General features: G+C 41.2%; 16 protein-coding genes and 1 pseudogene. 13 read left to right on the forward strand and 4 right to left on the reverse strand.

Annotated elements, in window-relative coordinates; translation table 11 throughout:
• Positions 1 to 158: 158 nt before the first annotated feature.
• The gene (locus tag CYLST_RS31580; RefSeq protein WP_015186429.1) at positions 159 to 2624 is read right to left on the reverse strand and encodes a heavy metal translocating P-type ATPase; all 2466 of its coding nucleotides are present in this window, start codon (positions 2622 to 2624) and stop codon (positions 159 to 161) included.
• A 129-nt stretch (positions 2625 to 2753) separates the two neighbouring features.
• On the opposite strand from CYLST_RS31580, the gene CYLST_RS31585 reads away from it, so the two are divergent.
• The 7 genes and pseudogenes from CYLST_RS31585 to CYLST_RS31615 all read left to right on the forward strand — a co-directional run bounded on the left by CYLST_RS31585 (position 2754) and on the right by CYLST_RS31615 (position 11449).
• Positions 2754 to 3149, forward strand: a complete 396-nt coding sequence (locus CYLST_RS31585; protein ID WP_015186430.1) for an ArsR/SmtB family transcription factor — start codon at positions 2754 to 2756, stop codon at positions 3147 to 3149.
• 137 nt (positions 3150 to 3286) lie between these two features.
• A pseudogene (locus CYLST_RS31590) lies at positions 3287 to 3538 on the forward strand (cation transporter dimerization domain-containing protein); the annotation flags it as partial.
• A gap of 108 nt (positions 3539 to 3646) precedes the next feature.
• Entirely contained in the window at positions 3647 to 4972 is a 1326-nt protein-coding gene (locus CYLST_RS31595) for an Nramp family divalent metal transporter (RefSeq protein ID WP_015186431.1), read from the forward strand.
• An 85-nt stretch (positions 4973 to 5057) separates the two neighbouring features.
• Positions 5058 to 5741: a tetratricopeptide repeat protein gene (locus tag CYLST_RS31600; RefSeq protein WP_015186432.1), complete on the forward strand. Its 684-nt coding sequence runs from the start codon at positions 5058 to 5060 to the stop codon at positions 5739 to 5741.
• A 684-nt stretch (positions 5742 to 6425) separates the two neighbouring features.
• Positions 6426 to 9545, forward strand: a complete 3120-nt coding sequence (locus tag CYLST_RS31605) for an efflux RND transporter permease subunit (RefSeq protein WP_015186433.1) — start codon at positions 6426 to 6428, stop codon at positions 9543 to 9545.
• Between the two features lie 246 nt (positions 9546 to 9791).
• Positions 9792 to 10337 carry a hypothetical protein gene (locus tag CYLST_RS31610; protein ID WP_015186434.1) on the forward strand — a complete coding sequence of 182 codons (546 nt, stop codon included), beginning with the start codon at positions 9792 to 9794 and terminating at the stop codon, positions 10335 to 10337.
• Positions 10338 to 10534: 197 nt separating this feature from the next.
• Complete coding sequence (locus CYLST_RS31615) at positions 10535 to 11449, forward strand: cation diffusion facilitator family transporter (protein ID WP_015186435.1); 915 nt, start codon at positions 10535 to 10537, stop codon at positions 11447 to 11449.
• A gap of 226 nt (positions 11450 to 11675) precedes the next feature.
• On the opposite strand, the gene CYLST_RS31620 is transcribed toward CYLST_RS31615, so the two are convergent.
• The 3 genes from CYLST_RS31620 to CYLST_RS36920 form a co-directional block, all read right to left on the reverse strand.
• The gene (locus tag CYLST_RS31620; protein WP_015186436.1) at positions 11676 to 12644 is read right to left on the reverse strand and encodes an arsenic resistance protein; all 969 of its coding nucleotides are present in this window, start codon (positions 12642 to 12644) and stop codon (positions 11676 to 11678) included.
• Positions 12645 to 12813: 169 nt separating this feature from the next.
• On the reverse strand, positions 12814 to 13725 hold the full coding sequence (locus CYLST_RS31625) for a bifunctional transcriptional activator/DNA repair enzyme AdaA (protein WP_015186437.1): 912 nt from the start codon (positions 13723 to 13725) through the stop codon (positions 12814 to 12816).
• A 210-nt stretch (positions 13726 to 13935) separates the two neighbouring features.
• On the reverse strand, positions 13936 to 14229 hold the full coding sequence (locus CYLST_RS36920) for a SulP family inorganic anion transporter (RefSeq protein WP_216595267.1): 294 nt from the start codon (positions 14227 to 14229) through the stop codon (positions 13936 to 13938).
• Positions 14230 to 14305: 76 nt separating this feature from the next.
• Here CYLST_RS36920 and CYLST_RS33970 point away from each other — a divergent pair, with 76 nt between their 5' ends.
• The 6 genes from CYLST_RS33970 to rppB all read left to right on the forward strand — a co-directional run bounded on the left by CYLST_RS33970 (position 14306) and on the right by rppB (position 19428).
• Complete coding sequence (locus CYLST_RS33970; RefSeq protein ID WP_085960852.1) at positions 14306 to 14485, forward strand: hypothetical protein; 180 nt, start codon at positions 14306 to 14308, stop codon at positions 14483 to 14485.
• Positions 14486 to 14623: 138 nt separating this feature from the next.
• On the forward strand, positions 14624 to 15088 hold the full coding sequence (locus CYLST_RS31635; protein ID WP_015186438.1) for a DUF2808 domain-containing protein: 465 nt from the start codon (positions 14624 to 14626) through the stop codon (positions 15086 to 15088).
• Positions 15089 to 15451: 363 nt separating this feature from the next.
• Positions 15452 to 15940, forward strand: coding sequence for a DUF2808 domain-containing protein (locus tag CYLST_RS31640; protein ID WP_015186439.1), 489 nt, complete (start codon positions 15452 to 15454; stop codon positions 15938 to 15940).
• A gap of 253 nt (positions 15941 to 16193) precedes the next feature.
• A complete protein-coding gene (locus CYLST_RS31645; protein WP_015186440.1) occupies positions 16194 to 16667 on the forward strand; it encodes a DUF2808 domain-containing protein in 474 nt (157 codons plus the stop codon).
• Positions 16668 to 17273: 606 nt separating this feature from the next.
• Entirely contained in the window at positions 17274 to 18026 is a 753-nt protein-coding gene (gene rppA, locus CYLST_RS31650; protein WP_015186441.1) for a two-component system response regulator RppA, read from the forward strand.
• The gene (gene rppB, locus CYLST_RS31655; RefSeq protein WP_015186442.1) at positions 18013 to 19428 is read left to right on the forward strand and encodes a two-component system sensor histidine kinase RppB; all 1416 of its coding nucleotides are present in this window, start codon (positions 18013 to 18015) and stop codon (positions 19426 to 19428) included. The genes rppA and rppB overlap by 14 nt, the downstream gene beginning before the upstream one ends.
• Positions 19429 to 19444: the final 16 nt, after the last annotated feature.

Here is a 19444-nt window from a genome sequence, read left to right on the forward strand (position 1 = left end):
CAGTGTCTTCGCTACTTTTACCCCTTCAAGTAAGTGAAGTATAAATGCAGGACTCAAAATCAAATATACAAACTTTCTGCCTCCTGCCTCACAACCTGTAAATTTGTACTTCATGCAAACGAAAACTGCTGTATCTTTAATTATGGCGATCGCTAATATTAATCCTCAAAAACCTTGCTTTTAAACAGCCGCATTCCATTCGCGGTCACTAATAAGGAAGTTCCCGTGTCTGCTAAAACCGCGATCGCTAACCCAACAAAACCGAAAGTTCCCAGCAGCAGAAACAAACCCTTTGTTACTAGAGAAAAGACCACATTCTGTTGAATCACAGATACAGTGCGGCGGCTTAAATCTACTGCATAGGCAAGCCGTCTCAAATCACTACTAACCAGTACGACATCTGCTGTCTCTAGGGCAATATCAATTCCACCAACTGCAAAACTAATATCCGCAGCAGCTAAGGCAGGTGCATCGTTAATACCATCCCCAACCATACCTACGACCCCGGCTTGGCGCAGTTGTTGGATTGCTTGAAGTTTATCTTCAGGTAACAGTTCTGCCTGATACTCTGTGATTCCAACTTGCCCAGCAATCTGCTGGGCAACAGTAGACCTGTCTCCTGTCAGCATCACCAACCGTTTCAGCCCAACCCGTTTCAATTGCCGTACAGCTTCTGTTGCTTCTAACCTTAATCCATCTGCCAGTGCAATCACCCCTATTAACCCGTGGGTCGTTCCAACTAGCACTGGGGTTTGACCAAGCTGTTCAATTTCAGCCAATACGGATTCAGCTTTTTGGGACAAATGAATATCTGTGTCTGCAAACAAGCGTCGATTGCCAACGAAGTACAACTGCTCACCTAAATTTGCCTGAATTCCTTTACCAGGTAGCGCTGTAAAGTTGTGAGGTGTTTCTAACTCTATGCCCAGTTCATGAGCGTTTGCCACAATTGCTCTTGCTAGTGGATGTTCTGAGTGTTGCTCCAGGGAAGCCGCAATCTGTAACACCATGTTTGCACTTACTTTTTTCAAGTCATAAATATTTTGGATAATGGGCAGCCCTTGCGTAATTGTACCAGTCTTATCAAAAGCAAGGGTGATAAGGCGTCCAGCCGTTTCCAGCGCATTACCCCCTTTGAACAAAACGCCCTTACGAGTTGCTGCACCAATGGCGCTAACAATCGAGACAGGAGTAGAAATTACTAAAGCACAGGGGCAGGCTATTACTAGCATTACCAGTGCTCGGTAAAGCCAGACGTTGAACGATTGAGCAAATGCCAAAGGCGGTATTAAAGCAATGGCGATCGCTGCTAAAATCACTACCGGTGTGTAGACCTGTGCAAACTTATCCACCCACTGCTGCGAGGGTGCGCGGCTTTCTTGGGCTTGTTCCACAAGATTAATAATTTTGGCAACAGTTGTATCGCTAGCAGTGTGAGTAACTTTGACTTCTAAAAAGCCTGTCTGATTCAGTGTCCCAGCAAAGACATTATCACCTGGAGCTTTATCTTCTGGAATTGATTCTCCTGTAATTGGAGACTGATCGATGGTGCTTGCGCCAGAAACAACTACACCATCCAACGCTACACGCTGTCCTGGTCGAATTGTCAAAGTTTCACCTAGCTGAATACTTTCGACGGAAACTGTCACCTCCTGACCATTCCGCTTGACGGTAGCAGTGGGCGGAGTCAAATCCATCAGGGAGCGAATGGCATTGCGAGTGCGACCAAAGGTGAAAACTTGCAGTGTTGTACCAAAAGTGAACAAAAAGACGACTAGCGCCCCTTCAAACCAGTCCCCTAAAATTACAGCCCCGATTACTGAAATCGTCATCAGCAGATTCATATCGGCGCGGCGCAAGCGCAATTCAAACAAACCAGCCCGTGCGATCGGATAGCCAGTAATTACTATGCCGATGCCATAGAAAGCCCGTGCTATCCAAATAGGTAGCGCTAGATTTTGAGAAATTAAGCCCAACACTAAGCCTATACCTGCAAGTATGACACTCTGCCCCCGGCGATTTTCAATCCAGAATCTCCAGCTTGCCAGGTCTGACTTTTGTTTTGGCTTGTTTATTGGCTTTTCGTGTTGGTGTTCGTACTCACGATCGCCTACGGCGGGCGTTTCGCCATCGCAAGAATCAGTATGATGATGGGAACTTGCCTCAACAACTGTATAACCCAAACTTTTAATCCGATCATAAATTGCCGTCTCATTTACCAGTTGCGGGTCATAGTTTACTTGCAATCGTTCGCTGGCAAAGCTGATCGATGCTTCTTTTACGCCTATTATCTTCTGCACCCCAGCCTCAATCGTCTTGGCACAACTGCCACAATCCATCCCGCCGATTTGTAGTTGTAGCGTTTTCACAGGAGTTACATCGACGTTATGGTCATGACTCTGTTCAACCGTATAACCCAAACTTCTAATTTGGTCATAGATAGTCTTTTCACTCAAGACTTCTGGGTTATAGGAAACCCTGGCTTTGCCTGTCGTAAAGTTTACTTTTACTTCTGTAACACCATTTAACTGCTGCAAACCGACTTCAATCGTCTTGGCGCAGCTTCCGCAGTCCATACCATCAATTTGCAAAGTTTGGGTTTTGAGGGAAGGAGTTTGAGTCATGGCATTACAACCAAAGCGAAAAAGTTAACTGCCAATATTCTAATACAACAATTGAATACATGTTCAACTGTACAATACTTTAATTTTAGTTAAAATTGAAAGTGATAACCATTGCCTATACTTAATGCCATGAACAAGCGCCAAAGCGAAGAAGAGTTGGAATTGCTTCAGAATGCAGGCGTACCACAGTGTGATACCCATTTGGTGCATCTGGATAATGTGCGGTCAATTCAAACACAAATCTTGTCTATAGACAAGGCAAAACAAATGGCAGAAGTCTTTGGAATACTTGGAGATCCGAATCGTCTGCGGCTGATATCAGCTTTGGCCTCCCAAGAATTATGTGTTTGTGATTTAGCTGCATTGATGAAAATGACGGAATCAGCTGTTTCTCATCAATTGCGATTATTAAAAGCGATGCGTTTAGTCAGTTATCGTCGAGAAGGTAAAAATGTTTATTACAGCTTGGCTGACAATCACATCATCAATTTATATTGCTCTTTGGCAGAACATTTAGATGAATGAAATAAACAAATAATGGTGTATAGAAACATACTTACTAAGTAAGTAGTATTGATGAGTGTAGAAAACCAGCCCTTTCAAGGTGATGAAATTTGGAACAAAGATTGGTGATTTCAACCTTCAAAAAACGCAAAATCTGAGCAGGGGCGCGTCGATTTGTCTCCTTCCATGTCTTGGTGCCAGGAGAATGGTCAGTCCAACAGGGTCATGCACTGTGTGAGGAGATAGAGCTAACGATTATGCGATCGCTGCCAGAAACCTATGTCCTTACCCATCTTGAACCATTGGAAGACCCAGTATCGTGGTATGACCAGAACTTAGACATGACAACTAATATTACTAAGGTTGAGCCTGAGCAGAATCCGAAGGTTAGGGAACCTACTAGAGCTTAAATTGCAACTTCCCTACAAGAAAGAAAAATTTTGCCACTAAAGATTGATGTTTAGTCCAGATTTTCTGACATTATGAGAAAAATATGAAAGAATTTCTCCAGAAAATAAATGACTCGCCCCGAAAACCGCCCCAGTCTCCCTGAAGTTCACCGCAGTATTAAAATTCCCAACAGTAAGAGCTTTTGGCGCAAGATGTTGGCTTATGCAGGGCCAGGGTATCTGGTTTCAGTCGGATATATGGACCCTGGCAACTGGGCAACAGATATCGCTGGGGGGTCTAAGTTTGGCTATACCTTGTTGACAGTAGTTATGCTGTCGAACCTGATGGCGATATTACTGCAATCGCTATGTGTGCGTTTGGGTGTTGCCACAGGACGAGACTTAGCACAGGCTTGTCGGGACTATTTCAGTCAAAGGGTGAGCTTTTGTTTGTGGGTGCTGTGTGAGATTGCTATTGCGGCTTGTGACTTGGCAGAACTACTAGGAAGTGCGATCGCCCTGCAACTTTTATTCGGTATTCCTTTGATATGGGGTGTGTGTATAACGGCGCTGGATGTCCTGGTATTGCTATTCCTGCAACATAAAGGCTTTCGCTATACAGAAGCCTTAGTAATAATGCTGGTAGCAACCGTAGGCTTCTGTTTTACAGCAGAAATTCTCTTCTCTCGACCTAATATGGGAGGGATTTTATTGGGATATCTGCCCAAGAAAGAAATTTTACAAAATCCAGAAATGCTCTACATTGCGATTGGCATTTTAGGCGCAACAGTGATGCCTCACAACTTATATTTACACTCCTCTATTGTGCAAACCCGTGATTGGCAACCTAATACTGAAAAAAGATGGGAAGCAATTAAGTTTGGCACAATTGATTCAACTTTTGCTCTATCGTTAGCACTGTTTATCAACTCAGCAATTTTAATTGTATCTGCCGCTACATTTCATTTTTCTGGGAATCAGAATGTGGCAGAAATTCAGGAAGCTTACAAACTGCTTTCACCATTGTTAGGCGTTAGTGCTGCTAGCGCCATCTTTGGGATTGCCTTACTTGCTTCTGGGCAAAGTTCGACACTAACTGCAACTCTAGCTGGGCAGATTGTGATGGAAGGCTTTTTACAATTTCGCCTTCCATCGTGGTTACGGCGTTTAGTTACCCGTCTGCTTGCTATCATTCCAGCGTTGATTACAATTATTATCTTTGGGGAACATAGTACAAGCAGTCTCATTGTTCTTAGTCAAGTTATCCTCAGTTTACAGTTACCGTTCGCAGTAATTCCATTGGTGATGTTTACGAGTAACCGTCGCTTAATGGGAGAATTTGTGAATCCTTTGTGGCTGAAATCTCTAGCTTGGCTGGTTGCTATTATTATCGTCGGGTTAAATGTTTGGTTGCTATTACAAAGTATTTTGGTTTGGTTGGGTTTCAATCTCTAAATTTCTTGAAACCGCTTAGGATGGATCTAGTCGAGAACAATCCCGTGCATCTGTCTTGATATATCTATCAGGAGAAAGTCAAGCTATGAACTATATTCGCAAAGCTGCTACCATCTTAGGAATAACAACTAGCGTACTGAGTGGAATACCTGTTGCTGTCCATGCTGCACAAGAAGCACCAACGCGCATCCAACAGATGAATTTTCAGGAATACCATAACCAGGGAGTGCAAAAGCTTGAGCAAGGTAACTTCAACGGCGCAATAGAAGATTTTAGTCGGGTAGTACAGTTAAATCCCCGATATTACGAAGGTTTTTGCCTTAGAGGTTTAGCAAAGTCTCAATTAAAAGACTTTAAAGCAGCCGTTAGCGACTTTGATCAAGCACTGCGACTCAACCCCAACCATACAGATGCTTACAACGGTCGAGGAACTGCTCATGCGGAACTAGGAAGCATTGAAGCGGCTATTACCGACTTTAACCAGGTACTTAGAATTGATCCGAAGTCTGTAGATGCTTACTACAATAGGGGCTTTTTGAATTATAGACAGGGAAATCATAAACTGGCGATCGCAGATTTTAACCAAGCACTACAAATCAACCCCAATTTAGCTGATGCCTACGGCAACCGAGGACTTGCTGAATATGCTTTAGGCGATCGCAAAAATGCCATTAATGATTTAGAGCAAGCTGCAAGTCTGTTTCAACGGCAAGGAGATACTCTTCGGTATCAGCAAACACAAGCTCTCCTTCAGCAGATTCAGCCCTAAGTAATTCAAATAATTGTCAAACCCAACTTTTCAACAAACCTTACGGAATAGTTGGGTTATTCAATTTTGTTATCGAACTGTTGAGGAAAAGATAAGCTGCTTTAGCTCAATTTTTCCAGTTTTTACTGCCATTCTGTGATTGAAAGACAATCATCTTCTGTATATTGCTGTGATTCATTCCCTGCATATTATTAATTATGAGTTGGCAGCAGCTATTTGGTTGCGATTGCCCATATTGTATGAATTCTCTACGCACCCTACGCGGTTAAGCACCAATAGTTTACTAGTATTTTGATTGTAAGGAAAGCCGGGTATATTCTACTTGTCATGTGTCTGCTGAGTTTGGCATTAATCTTTTAAGTAGTAATACTATAAAAAATTCACATTTTTTATGATCTATTGAGGTAGATTAGCGTGATCCATAGCCCACCAATCTGCAAAATTTTAATTTAAAGCCTTTGCTCTTAACCAATGAGAGAAGTGGTCAAGAAAACAACTCCTATTGAAAAAATAGCCAAACCAATAAATTGCAGTATCTTTAAGAATTACTAACCTGAAACTTCCACCTGTTGTCCCTAAAAATTTCATCTCAATTTCATCTTCATTTGGGAGAGTAGGTAAAGTACTTGATCTTTAAACTTACTTAGCTGCACAGCAAGCAGACATCCCTTAACGCGTTTAAAAATGCTTAATTCTATTGTTAAATGGTCGATCGCTCAACGCTGGCTAGTAGTTATTGCTTCCATCCTCATATCTGTTTGGGGCTTTCGTGTCCTCACACAAATGCCACTGGACGTGTTTCCCAGCTTTTCCCCGCCTCAAGTCGAAATTCAGACCGAAGCCCCTGGTTTAGCACCAGAGGAAGTGGAGTCGCTGGTGACTCGTCCTATAGAAAGTACAATAAACGGAACTCCTGGACTTGAAGCTTTACGCTCTTCCTCAGCTGTAGGTCTTTCTGCTGTAAGAGCCACCTTCAGTTGGGATACGGACATTTATCGCGCCCGCCAAGCGGTGACGGAGCGGTTGCAACAAGCACGCAGTCAGCTACCGCAAGGCGTGGAAGACCCAGAAATTCTTCCCGTCAGTTCCGCTTTAGGATGGACTGTTAAATATGCCTTCACTTCTGAAACCACGCCTCTAATGGATGTATGGCGTATTGTCAACTGGCAAGTGAAAAACCGCCTTCTGGCTGTCCGTGGTGTCAGTGATATCATCATATATGGTGGGGATGAGCGTCAGTATCAAGTACTGGTTAACCCAGATAAACTAAAAGCGTTTAATGTTACTCTCGATGATGTCACCAAAGCCGCCGCTGCCGCCAACGCTAATGCACCAGGAGGATTTTTAATTACTCCAGACCAAGAAACATTGGTTAGAGGTGTGGGGCGGATTGAGTCTATTGAACAGCTAAAGAAATCAGTAATTAAAGCCCAAAATGGCACTTCAGTATTGTTAGAACAGGTTGCTGATGTACAAATTGGCGCAGCGCTCAAACGTGGTGACGGTAGTTTTGCTGGGAAAAAGGCAATTATTCTGACAGTTAACAAGCAACCAACTGCGGATACACCGTCAGTCACGAAAGCAGTTGAGACAGCAATAGAGGAAATTAAAGCTGGTCTGCCAAAGGATGTCAAAATTACAACTACCTTTCGTCAAGAAGATTTTATTGAAGCCTCGCTCAAAAACGTTGAAGAAGCTTTGCGTGATGGCACTATCATCGTTTCCGTCATCCTGATTCTGTTTTTAATGAATTGGCGCACAGTCATCATTAGTTTGAGCGCTCTACCCGTGTCCTTATTACTGGGGATGATGATTCTCAACTGGACGGGACAAGGCATAAACACTATGACTCTGGGCGGACTAGTGGTAGCTATTGGTTCGGTGGTGGATGACGCAATCGTTGATATGGAAAACGTCTACCGCCGTCTGCGGGAAAACCAACTCGCTGGAAATCCCATCCCACCATTGCAAGTAGTCTTCAATGGTTCGGTGGAAGTGCGCGTTAGTGTTCTGTTCGCCACAATTATTATTGCCGTCGTCTTTGCACCGATTTTCGCCCTCTCTGGTGTGGAAGGCCGGATTTTTACACCGATGGGTTTAGCGTATCTACTATCAATTGCTGCTTCTACCTTGGTGGCGTTGACATTAACCCCAGCAATGTGTGCCCTACTGCTGGTGAATACAAGATTGCCAAGTACAGAAACCTGGTTAGAAAAACAAACGCATAAACTTTATAGTCCAGCTTTGAGGTTTTCTATTCGTCGCCCCAAAATTATTTTGGTAACAGCGTTCGCTGGTTTTGTGGCTTCAATGGTAATTGTACTTGGTTTAGGGCAAGTTTTTTTACCAGAGTTTCAAGATCGTGCCCTCGTAGTTGCCGCCGTTCTCATGCCTGGTGAATCTCTAGAAGCTACTAATCAAACAGGGTTGGCGATAGAAGAAGCTTTGAAAAAAAATCCCGGAGTTGAAACTGCTCAATTCCGCTCTGGACGCGCTCAAGGAGATACTGAGATAGCTGGCGTTAACGCTGGGGAACTGGATGTCCAACTGAGTGAGGAGGGAGCAAAAGATCGAGAAGAAACAATTGAAATGATTCGTAAAGAATTTGAGAAAATTCCCGGTGTAGTTCCTAATATCGGTGGTTTTATTTCTCACCGAATGGATGAGGTACTGTCGGGGGTAAGAAGTGCGATCGCCGTGAAAATCTTCGGTACCGAGTTGGAGCAACTCCGTACCCTTGGTCAACAAGTGCAATCAGCTATAAGTGATGTTTCGGGTTTAGCAGACTTGCAACTAGAACCGCAAGTACCAATGAAACAAGTGCAAATTCAGTTTGACCGGAATGCAGCTGCTCGTTATGGCCTAACGATTGGGGAATTATCAGAGACAGTAGAAACTGCACTCAATGGGCGAGTCGTTTCCCAAGTATTGGAACAGCAACAAACCTTTGACATGAATGTTTGGTTGCAAGAAAGCTACCGTAATAATATAGAAATCATCCGTAATTTATTAGTTGATACACCCAACGGACAAAAAATTCCCTTAGCTCAAGTTGCCAAAATTGAATACAGTACCGGCCCCAATACCATCAACCGCGAGAACGTCTCTCGTTACATAGTTGTATCTACCAACGTAGCTGGGCGAGATTTGGGTTCTGTAATTAAGGATATTCGAGACAGGGTTAAACAACAGGTACAATTACCCCCTGGATATTTTATTGAATACGGCGGTCAATTTGAAGCCCAAGAGGGAGCTACAAAAACTTTACTTTGGGCTGGGGTATTAGCATTTGTAGCGATCGCAGTCATACTTTACTTTGCCGTCAAGTCAATTCCAGCAACCATCATGATTTTAATTAATTTACCCTTAGCGTTAATCGGTGGTGTGGTTTCCATCGCCTTGACTAGCGGCATTGTTTCCGTAGCTTCAATGGTAGGATTTATTACTCTATTTGGTGTAGCAGCACGGAACGGACTTTTGTTGGTTGAAAACTACAATGCAAGGTTGGCAGAAGGGCAACCTTTACGGCAGGTTTTGATGGAAGGTTCGATGGAACGTTTAGTTGCTATTTTAATGACGGCATTGTCTTCAGCATTGGGTATGGTGCCACTGGTAATTGGTAGTGGAGCCGGAAAAGAAATTCTTCAGCCATTAGCTGTTGTGGTGTTAGGTGGTTTGTTTACCTCAACTGCTTTAACTCTGCTAGTGCTTCCGGCTTGCTATGTGCAGTTTCGTAAGTTTCTGGTTCCGAAAAAGACTACACCAATACAAAATATTGAAGTTACCCAAGGTTCAGCTGTATGAGGTTTTTACCTCATATTTTCTGGAGCTGATAACGCCGTATCTTTACCTGTTATTTGTTAACTGGTTTGTACCATTTCATTTTCAGGTTACTACAAATAGGCAGCAAAGGAGCAGGCGGCAAAGGAGGAATGATTTGTAGCTGTAATGCGTGTAAATTGGTATTTTGGACTATTTTTCTATGTTTTTACCAACTGTTCAAATACCAAATTGTGTTTTAATTACTAACAAGTGATGAGGAGTGAACCCATGAAATCATTAAAATTAGGTTTGGTTGCTTTTACAAGTATAGGATTACTTTTCTTGGGAGCTTGTAATGGCGGAAGCCAAGAAAATAATTCAAACAGTAACACGAAAGCTACTACAAACACAGCAGCAAATACCTCAAAAGCTGAAGCTAATAAATCAAGTGATTCATCCAAACAACATGATGAGAAAGACCATTCTCATAAACACGATGAATCACAAGAAGGTAAAGAACATTCACATGGCGGTCAAGTTGTTGAATCAGGTCAATATCATTTAGAGTTAGTCACAGAAAAAGAAGATAAAGGAACTCATTTAGATTTTTATTTGAAAAAAGGTGAAAAGCATGAGGTAGTTTCTAATGCTCAAGTGACAGCTGCAATTCAACTACCAGACGGGAAACAAAAGTCGATACCTCTTGCCTATAACGCTGATGGTAAACTTTACGAAGCAGAATTATCAGAACAAGCAACTGGTCAATATCAGGTGAAAATTACTGCGAATGTCGGCGGTGAAAAGCTAAACGGTCGGTTTAATTTTAATCAATAGCAAGTTTGTCTTGCTCGCGGGACAGTTATGTTTTAAATGAGTTTATTTCATTATTTAACTACTGTCCCTAATTCTATAAAAAACAATAGTCTACTGCTTGTATGTTAATAGGCAAAGTTAAAAACTAAGATAATTCTTTTTATTAAGATAGAAGAAAGATATAGAAATCCTATTTTATTTTTGAAAAGCTGATAGTCATGTCTCACAATCATAGTCACGGACACGATGGCGGTGGCAGTAATTACAACCGTGCTTTTGTTATCAGTGTTGCCCTAAACACTGGTTTTGTCCTCATTGAGGCAACCTATGGCATTGTTGCTAACTCCCTTGCCTTGATTGCTGATGCGGGTCACAATTTGAGTGATGTTTTGGGTTTACTACTTGCTTGGGGCGCAAGCATCCTCGTCCGTCGTCGCCCGACATCACGTCGCACCTACGGGCTGCGCCGTTCTTCAATTTTGGCTGCGCTTTTAAACGCCGCTTTTCTCCTAGTTGTTTCTGGCGGTATTGGCTGGGAAGCAATTCAACGGTTTCGTGAACCTGCTCCGGTAGCAGGGGGAACAGTAATTACAGTAGCAGCTATAGGAATTTTCATTAACACAGTAAGTGCCTTGATGTTCTTGTCGGGGCGTAAAAGTGACTTGAACATCAGAGGCGCATTTTTGCATCTAGTTGCAGATGCTGTGGTATCTGTAGGGGTTGTACTGGCTGGTATTGCAATTATTGCTACAGGTTTGTTGTGGTTTGATCCAGCGGTGAGTTTGATTGTTACTGTGGTGATTGTAGCTGGCACTTGGGGACTTTTGCAGGAATCCTTGAATTTGATTACAGATGCTGTACCAGCAGGAATAGAACCTTTAGCTGTCCGTACTTATCTAACCGAACTCCCTGGCGTGGCTCAAGTTCATGACCTACATATTTGGGCAATGAGTACCACAGAAACAGCACTCACTGTTCACCTTGTCATCCCAGCAGGTTATCCCGGTGATACTTTTTTAGCACGGGTAGTGCGTGAGCTTCACGACAATTTTAGCATTGAACACCCAACTATTCAGGTGGAGACAGGCGATCCAAGTTACCAATGTCCTTTCGCTCCTGACAACCTAGTTTAAGCCAATTGTTAGATATTTAGTAACGGCTACACTCTTAGCTAGATATACTAATAATTCGTCTTTCTCAATAAAGCTTGCCCATTCGCATCAGAACCACCAAGTATTATTCCTAGATTTGAGGGGTCTTCCAGGGAAAAACCTGTGTTCCTAATGCTACGACTCTTTATAATATTAAGCTATTCGCTTTAAACGTCAAGCTGAATATATGATCGTAACGCCAATTTAGCTATTTCTCCATCTGAGAATACCGCCCTTTACGACGCAGAAAGAGCAACAACTGGGAGACTAGCACCATGACAGGCAGTTCGATAAGTGGTTCAATAGCCAAAACAAGGGTAATCAAAGGACGATCAGGAAAAACAGATGTAGCGATCGCTAATGCAAGGGGTGAATTGCGTGCAAGTGTTGTACAACTGAAACAAGCAAAATCCTCGTAACTAAAGTTGCCGAATCGTGAGATTACTTGAGTCAGCAAAAAGGTAATTACATAGAAAATAAGGATAAGTGGTAACATTTTTAGCAGTACATCTGGACGCTGAATTAGGGTTTGCCCCTGCGAGGCAAATACCGCTGTAATTGCCAAACACAGAAATAGCGTTTGCCCTGCTGCTATTTTCAGTGGAATTTCACGCCAAAACCCGTTTACCTTTGGTATTAACCACTTAGCGATAAACGCTAAAAGCATAGGAACAACTAAAACCAGTGCAATGCTTTCGAGAAAAATCGCTGTATCAATCTGCACCAATTTTCCAACAAAAACTAACAGATAGACGGGTAGGAGAACCACTTGCAAGATCATATTCCAAGGAAGGAAAGCTGTAGCTAAAGCAACATTTCCTTTGGCAATCCCTGTAAAAATGAGATACCAGTCAGTACAAGGTGTGACCATCAGCATAATTAGCCCAACCCAAAGATCGGGAGAGTCCCGTAGGAAAATAGCTCCCAATCCCCAAACAAAAACAGGTGTCCAAATAAAGTTCATTCCCAAAATAAGTCCGGTCATCTTGTAGTTTTGAAATGCCTGACCTAAACGATTAAGTGGAATATTTAGAAATACCCCATAGAGCATGACCATCAAGGATGGAACAATCAAAGATACAGCATTTTCCTCAACCCATTTGATTTGTCCCAACATCAGCCCAATTAAGATGGCAATGATGACAAATACAGATTGAAGTTTTTCAGTCAAACTCATGTTGGTAGATCTCCATTAAATATTTGAAGAGAGCAATAAATATGCTGTAAACATTGGGCAGCAACATTGAACAATCCATTCCTAACCGGATTGCCTACAGTGCTATTGTATTGACGAATCATTTGTTGATCTGAGCAGTAAATTCTCAAATTGCTTTGGAAGCGCAATTTTAGGGTTGGGAGGAATAGGAGGAGTGTAAGTAAGTGCTAGGAAAAGCCTGTAATTCTTCCCAAACCTGCCACTGAAAAGCAATAACTTGTATATCTAAAGGTAAGTTAGGGTGCTGTTGCCAATCACCTAAAGGACTCAAAAATTCTCTTACCCATTGGTTGAGTTTAGTCTCATTTTGCTGAATAGAAGCAGTTGGATACTCGCGCCTCAGCAGCGCCTCAAGTTCGTTCTTAACGTTGCTTACACCAACAGGGAAGAGGCTACGTTTGGTAGCCGCGACTAGTACCCAGCCTAGAGGACAATCGACAGTGGTATAATCCATACGCATTCCAGCACCACCTTGTTGATAAGTCAACGGGGTCATGCCGAGATAAGGAACGGCTCGTCCATACAAGCAACTGCTAGAACCATAGCCCGCTTGATAGAGGGCTGTTGCCACGGATTGTCTCTGTTTAAGTAGCGTCTTCAACTGGCGTAAGCGGTGTGCTTCTGTAAATGCGCGTGGAGTGATACCCATAATTTGCTTGAAGGTGCGTTGCAGGTAGGACGGACTTTTATTAGTCCGTTCACTGAGAACCGTTAAGGGTAGTGGATCTTGAACATTTGCCTCTATGTATCGACAGACCTGTAAAACCAGATCGAACTGGGGATCAGGAGGCGCAGGGTCACGAGGACAACATCGCTGACAAGAGCGAAACCCAGCCTGTTCAGCCACTTCAGGCAGCACAAAAAAGACAACCTGTTTCCGTCGAGGCTGTCTAGCAGGACATCCTGGGCGGCAGTAAACGCCTGTAGATCGCACAGCATATACGAAAACGCCATTGAGGCTAGTATCTCTACTTAGCACAGCTTGCCAACAATCTTCTTCCCTTAGTGTCATCGGCTGATAAATATCACGTTCCTGATGCACCTGCTGACACCTCCTCTAGTTATTGTCCCTTCAAGTTATAAATAAGCTGGATGAGCGCAGAAATCTATCCGAATCTTGCACTTGAATTTTATGTTGTGATGTTGTGAAGAGAGACAGTATCTGGATTAATGTGAGTTCTGTTGTGGAGTAACGTAATTTCCAAAAAGTTAAAAGCGCCAAAATAATCGATATCAATTCTGCTCACTGCATTTAAGAACTATCTTTGTGTAGACATTTATCTTGCATATTTATTGGGGGAGAGAGGGAAAGACAGAGGCAACCCCTCTCTCCCTCCTTAAAATGATTATCATTTTTATTGACTGTATATTTTATTCTCTGGAAGTCCCCAAAACCTTGCGCGGCCAGTTCGCGATCAAAATCCGTTTTTTGTCCCTGGTGTAGTCGGTCTACTGCGGCGGCTGAGACTAGGCTTTCTGCACTGGCGATCAAGGCGATCGCAGTTGCCACCACCACAGCAATCAGAACACCAGGTAGCAAATTCAATTTTCGTGGTTTATTATCCCAAACTACGAGTGTGAAGATGCTAACCAGACCTATAAGCGCAGCAATTTGAAGCTCTATCCGTTATTTATTAATTCTATTTATTGTTCCTTTATTAGTAAATCTTCTGTTTAAAATATTTGTAATTAAACATTTGATTTATAAATATTGGAGTCAAAAAACATCGGAAATTTTCTTAAATTCTTCTCAGGAAGAAAGCGCCTTAACTGAATTGAAAAGATTTGAGCGTAAAATTTAATTTAATGAATAATTTTCCCAAACCAGCCAAAATTTCATCTTGATTTCATCGTGACCTGTCAAACTCATAATGTAAAGGTTCGTTCAATAAGCAAAACTATGTAGCTTATTTTACATAAAAATTACTTATAGATTCCAGATGAAGAAAACATTGATTTACACAAGTACAGTGTTTGCTCTTGCCACTACAGCTTTCATTTCCCTTAGTCATGCAAGTGCTAAGGAGACTAATATTGATAATAATTTGCAATATCCTGCTAATAGTTGGCGGCTTGTCAAACATACTTTTCGGTTAAACATCCCCCAAAACAACAACCCTCTTTCCCAACTTATTATAGAAACTCCATCTACTGTAGCAGTGAGTAATAACATTGATGTCTTCGATGCGAATGGTCAGAAAATTAATACTAATATTTCCGTCAATGGCAAACAGATTATTATAGATTTCCCTGAAAAGGTCATTTCTAACACTAAACTCTTAGTTAATTTTAATCAAGTTCAACAACCAGTCACAGGCCCAGCTTCTGTATACAACTTTTCAGCTAAGGTTGTTGGTAGTGAGATAGAGATTCCCGTTGGTATAGCTCAATTCCCTACATTTTAATCCTTAAGTTTTGAAATTCATCAAAAATTTCATCTTGATTTCATTCCGACCTGTCAAACTGATCAATAAAGGTAGTATACCTTTTGGACTTCAAACGGTAAACAAGTTAACGGTAATACTTCTAACTTCCTTTAATTAACGTGTAAGCGTATACTGACTTTTCATGGAATTTTTTGAAATTGTTGGTATTACGAGGTGTAAAAGTGTAAAAACTTAAAATCTTTACACCTAATCTTTTTTTCACATTGTGAAAAGTAAGAAACGTAGAAGGTAGTTAAATTTAGTTTTACCAGATTGTTACGTATTGATTTATCACAGGTTCATTTTGATTTGCTGACATTAATGATTAAGTGAGGAGTAAACATGAAGAAAGTGCTAGTTTACGTTGCTATATCTACTTTAGCTGCTGCACTTTTAATTCCTGCCAATTATGCAAGTGCTAATGAAGAAGATGGTAATATTCCTCATGTTGATGGTAACTCTCAATTTCCTCAGACTCGCTGGTCGGCTGTTAGACATACTTTGCGAGTACACGTTCCCAAAAATAGCAAGAGTGTTTCACAGTTAAAAATTCAAGTTCCAAATACTGTCAGGTGGAGTTATGATACTAATAATGTTGTTATAAACGAAGAGAATGGTCGAAAAATTAATACTAATGTTTCTGTAAATGGCAAAACTATACTACTAGCTTTTGCTGAACCAATTGTTCCTAATACTAAGCTAAAGATTGACATCAAGAATGTCAAACAACCATTTCTTGGTAATGGACCTGTCTACCATCTATCTGCTAATTTTGTTGGCATTAATGCAGAAATACCTATAGGTGTAGCTAGATTTCGTATAAATCCTTAAACTTAGCGCTATTCAATAAAAAAAGCTCCTGACATTTAACTTATAGATAAGTTAAATGTCAGGAGCTTTTTTTAATTTTTTAACACAATTTTCCAAGTATTATTAATTATTAATAATTTTAAATTATTGATAATTGATAACTATAGTTTAAATCTTACGTAAGATAAGAATATTTCATTTCTATTTCATCAATAGCTTTCACAATTATAGATATAGAAGTAATTAACCGATTAATAAAACAAGGAGAATATTGATGAAAAAGCTGATTTACACATTTGCTTTTACCTTAGTTTTCGCATCTTCAATTCCTACTGCTTGGGCGAAAAATCCAAATGATGCTAAATTTTCCCATCTCGGAAATAGTGCTGCTGTTCCTAATGATGCCCGTACCATAGATGCTACTCATAAGTTTGATGTTCATGTCCAAGGTAAAGCTCTTTCAGAATTGGCGATTGATTTACCAGAGGGGGTAAGTATTGATAAAGGAATTGAAGTCCAAAATAAATTAGGTCAAAAAATTCCGACAACGGTTTCCATTAACAACAGAAAAGCTACAGTAGCTTTTTCGGAACCAGTAGCCCTTGGTACAAGCATATCAATTCGTATGAAAGGAGTTAATACTCCAGGTTATGAGGAAACTTGGCATTATCCAGTATCTGTCAAAAAGGTTGATATGAAAGAAGAAATTCCACTTGGTTTAGCCCGGATTCAGACTTACGGTGGCTAGAACGACACCATCTACGTTGGTAAACTGGGTAACACTTTTGCTTTCTAAAACGGCTAGGCTAACAGATAATGGTTAATATTTATTAGCTATTAGCTATTCTCATTTGGAAAAATCTTAGCTCGCCTGCGGGCGGGCTTTTATATGGAAAAATGAGCAATTTATTGAGATTTATAATTTGATATAAACAAGGGTTGTTTTGTCTAGGGTGGTATATCAAAACTAATACTTATTTGTTAGTACATGAACGAAGTCAAAACCCTAGCTGTTTATTTGTGTATTGTGGTTTGGGTTAAGTGCAATTAGAGATTTTCTGATCTGACTTAATATTTCATCTTGATTTCATCATTATCTGTCAGAATAAAAAATAACTCAGTAGACGTATTGCAATTAGTTAGATTTTTTAACTTCTCTAACTGAGTATCACTCACACCAATTGAGCAATGAGATCTACTGAGTTTTTTTTAGAGATTATCTACTGCCAAGGCGTAGCATCTGTTTATGGTCTTAGATAGCTTGCTTGTATATATTATTTAATAAATCAGAATTTCATCCTAATTTCATAAACTTCTGTCAACCTGTTTTTAGGGAATAACCCTGTTATTAACTATGCTGATTTCACAAAATTGCCACGAACCTCTAACTTTTCAATTTGATATGCGGGTACTGTTAGTCGAAGATGAGTCAGATTTAGGCGCTGCTATTAAGCGAACGCTGAAGCAGCAAAAGTATTTAGTTGACTGGGTAATGGATGGTAATGAAGCATGGGCATATTTAGAAAATAGTTCGGCACAATATACAGTGGCGATTTTAGATTGGATGCTCCCAGGATTTACTGGTTTGGAATTGTGTAAAAAGCTGCGTTTAAAAGGAAATTCTTTGCCTGTCTTGATGCTCACAGCTAGAGATAGCATGGAAGATAAAGTTGCTGGCTTAGATGCGGGTGCTGATGATTACTTGGTGAAGCCTTTTGGAATGGCAGAATTACTGGCAAGGTTGCGGGCATTGCAGCGGCGTTATCCCCACTTACAACCTCAACAACTAACCGTTGGTAACTTTACTTTAGATTACAGCAATAGTACAGTTGTCGGTCAAAATACGACGGGGGAAAAACAGGAAATTTCTTTAACTAATAAAGAATTCCAACTGGTGGAATATTTTATGAAGCACCCCAATCAAATTGTTACCACCGAACAGATTCGCAATCAGCTTTGGGAAGTGAGTGCAGAACCTGCTAGCAATGTGGTAGCAGCGCAAGTACGTTTGTTGCGTCGCAAACTAGCCTGCTTCGACTGCGCCAACCCGATTGAAACTTTGCACGGTATGGGATATCGTCTGAATCTGACTAATGAATCAAAATAAACTGTTTCGAGGAACTCGTGTTCGTTTAGCTCTGTGGTATGCCCTCGTCATGGGTTTAATTTTAAGCGTTTGTGCTTTCGGTGTCTACAGATCTGTTTTCCGTGCCTATGTGGTAGCTTTAGACAGTGAAATTGAGTCTGTAGCGGGAACACTGCATGACAGTATTGAATTTAAGCTCAGGCAACCTGGGAGTTTGGAACCCGTTATACAGGAGCTATTTCCAAATATAAATCTATGTAAAATTGGAGCCAGCTGCACTCAACAGCAGTCAGATACTAAACGTCATTTTCTTGGTGTAGTTAATAAAGATCACTACTATGTGCGTTTTTTTGATACTTCAGGACGCTTAATTGCTACTGCTGGCAATTATCCAGAAGGACTGTCTAATGTCTTCAGCAATGAAAAATGGTTATTTCTCAAAGACAGCAAAGGCAATGATTACCACCAAAATTCCTTAGTGCTACACACCCCAGATAATGGGGATTGGGGCTATATGCAAGTGGGGCGAAGTCTTGAAGAATTTAATCGTTATCTGGATAGTGTGAAATTAAGTTTAGGTTTGGGATTGCCGATCGCAATGGGTATGGTTGCAGTTGCTAGTTGGTGGTTGGCTGGTTTAGCTATGCAACCAATTTATCAATCTTATCAACAAATTCAACAGTTTACAGCAGATGCTGCACACGAATTGCGAACGCCTTTGGCTGCAACAGGGGCAACGGTGGAATCAGCGCTTTTAATGTCGCAGATGGACGAAGAAGAAACGCGGGACATTCTGCGAACTATCCACCGTCAGAATCAGCGACTTATTACTTTGGTTGTAGATTTATTATTATTGGCTCGTTTAGATAGACAACACCTACCAGTACAACTAGAAGAATGTTGTTTAAATGATATTGTCAGCGATTTAGTCGAGGAATTTGAAGCGATGGCAATTGCGGCAGGTGTAATGCTGCAATCTAGGATACAGGTAAATGAGCCAGTAAATATTGTCGGTGATAGTGACCAGCTTTACCGTTTGGTTTCTAATTTAATTGTCAATGCAATTCAGTATACACCCAAAGGAGGGGAGGTTACGGTTTGCCTGGGTTGCAGTGACCATCATGCTGTGATTCGGGTTCATGATACGGGTATTGGTATCCCAGAGAAGGAACTGACTCGAATTTATGATCGCTTTTATCGGGTGAATAGCGATCGCTCTCGTAGCACTGGCGGTTCTGGATTAGGATTGGCGATCGCCTCTGCAATTGTTCAGGTACACCACGGTAGTTTGAATGTGCAAAGCGAATTAGGTAAAAATAGTACTTTTACCATCGAACTACCGTTTAATGTTATCCACCTAAATAGCGATCGCTCTTTTTCGCCATTTAAATGGCTGTTTCGCCGCTTACGCCAATCTAAATAAAGGTCTTACGTAGATA

The sequence above is a fragment of the Cylindrospermum stagnale PCC 7417 genome, assembly GCF_000317535.1.
GTDB classification, from domain to species: domain Bacteria; phylum Cyanobacteriota; class Cyanobacteriia; order Cyanobacteriales; family Nostocaceae; genus Cylindrospermum; species Cylindrospermum stagnale.

Coding starts and splice junctions, on each gene's coding strand:
- CYLST_RS31645 (WP_015186440.1), top strand. CDS start 16,194: ATGAAAAAGCTGATTTACACATTTGCTTTTACCTTAGTTTTCGCATCT.
- CYLST_RS31605 (WP_015186433.1), top strand. CDS start 6,426: ATGCTTAATTCTATTGTTAAATGGTCGATCGCTCAACGCTGGCTAGTA.
- CYLST_RS31635 (WP_015186438.1), top strand. CDS start 14,624: ATGAAGAAAACATTGATTTACACAAGTACAGTGTTTGCTCTTGCCACT.
- rppA (WP_015186441.1), top strand. CDS start 17,274: ATGCTGATTTCACAAAATTGCCACGAACCTCTAACTTTTCAATTTGAT.
- CYLST_RS31640 (WP_015186439.1), top strand. CDS start 15,452: ATGAAGAAAGTGCTAGTTTACGTTGCTATATCTACTTTAGCTGCTGCA.
- rppB (WP_015186442.1), top strand. CDS start 18,013: ATGAATCAAAATAAACTGTTTCGAGGAACTCGTGTTCGTTTAGCTCTG.
- CYLST_RS31580 (WP_015186429.1), bottom strand. CDS start 2,624: ATGACTCAAACTCCTTCCCTCAAAACCCAAACTTTGCAAATTGATGGT.
- CYLST_RS31620 (WP_015186436.1), bottom strand. CDS start 12,644: ATGAGTTTGACTGAAAAACTTCAATCTGTATTTGTCATCATTGCCATC.
- CYLST_RS31600 (WP_015186432.1), top strand. CDS start 5,058: ATGAACTATATTCGCAAAGCTGCTACCATCTTAGGAATAACAACTAGC.
- CYLST_RS31610 (WP_015186434.1), top strand. CDS start 9,792: ATGAAATCATTAAAATTAGGTTTGGTTGCTTTTACAAGTATAGGATTA.
- CYLST_RS31585 (WP_015186430.1), top strand. CDS start 2,754: ATGAACAAGCGCCAAAGCGAAGAAGAGTTGGAATTGCTTCAGAATGCA.
- CYLST_RS31615 (WP_015186435.1), top strand. CDS start 10,535: ATGTCTCACAATCATAGTCACGGACACGATGGCGGTGGCAGTAATTAC.
- CYLST_RS31595 (WP_015186431.1), top strand. CDS start 3,647: ATGACTCGCCCCGAAAACCGCCCCAGTCTCCCTGAAGTTCACCGCAGT.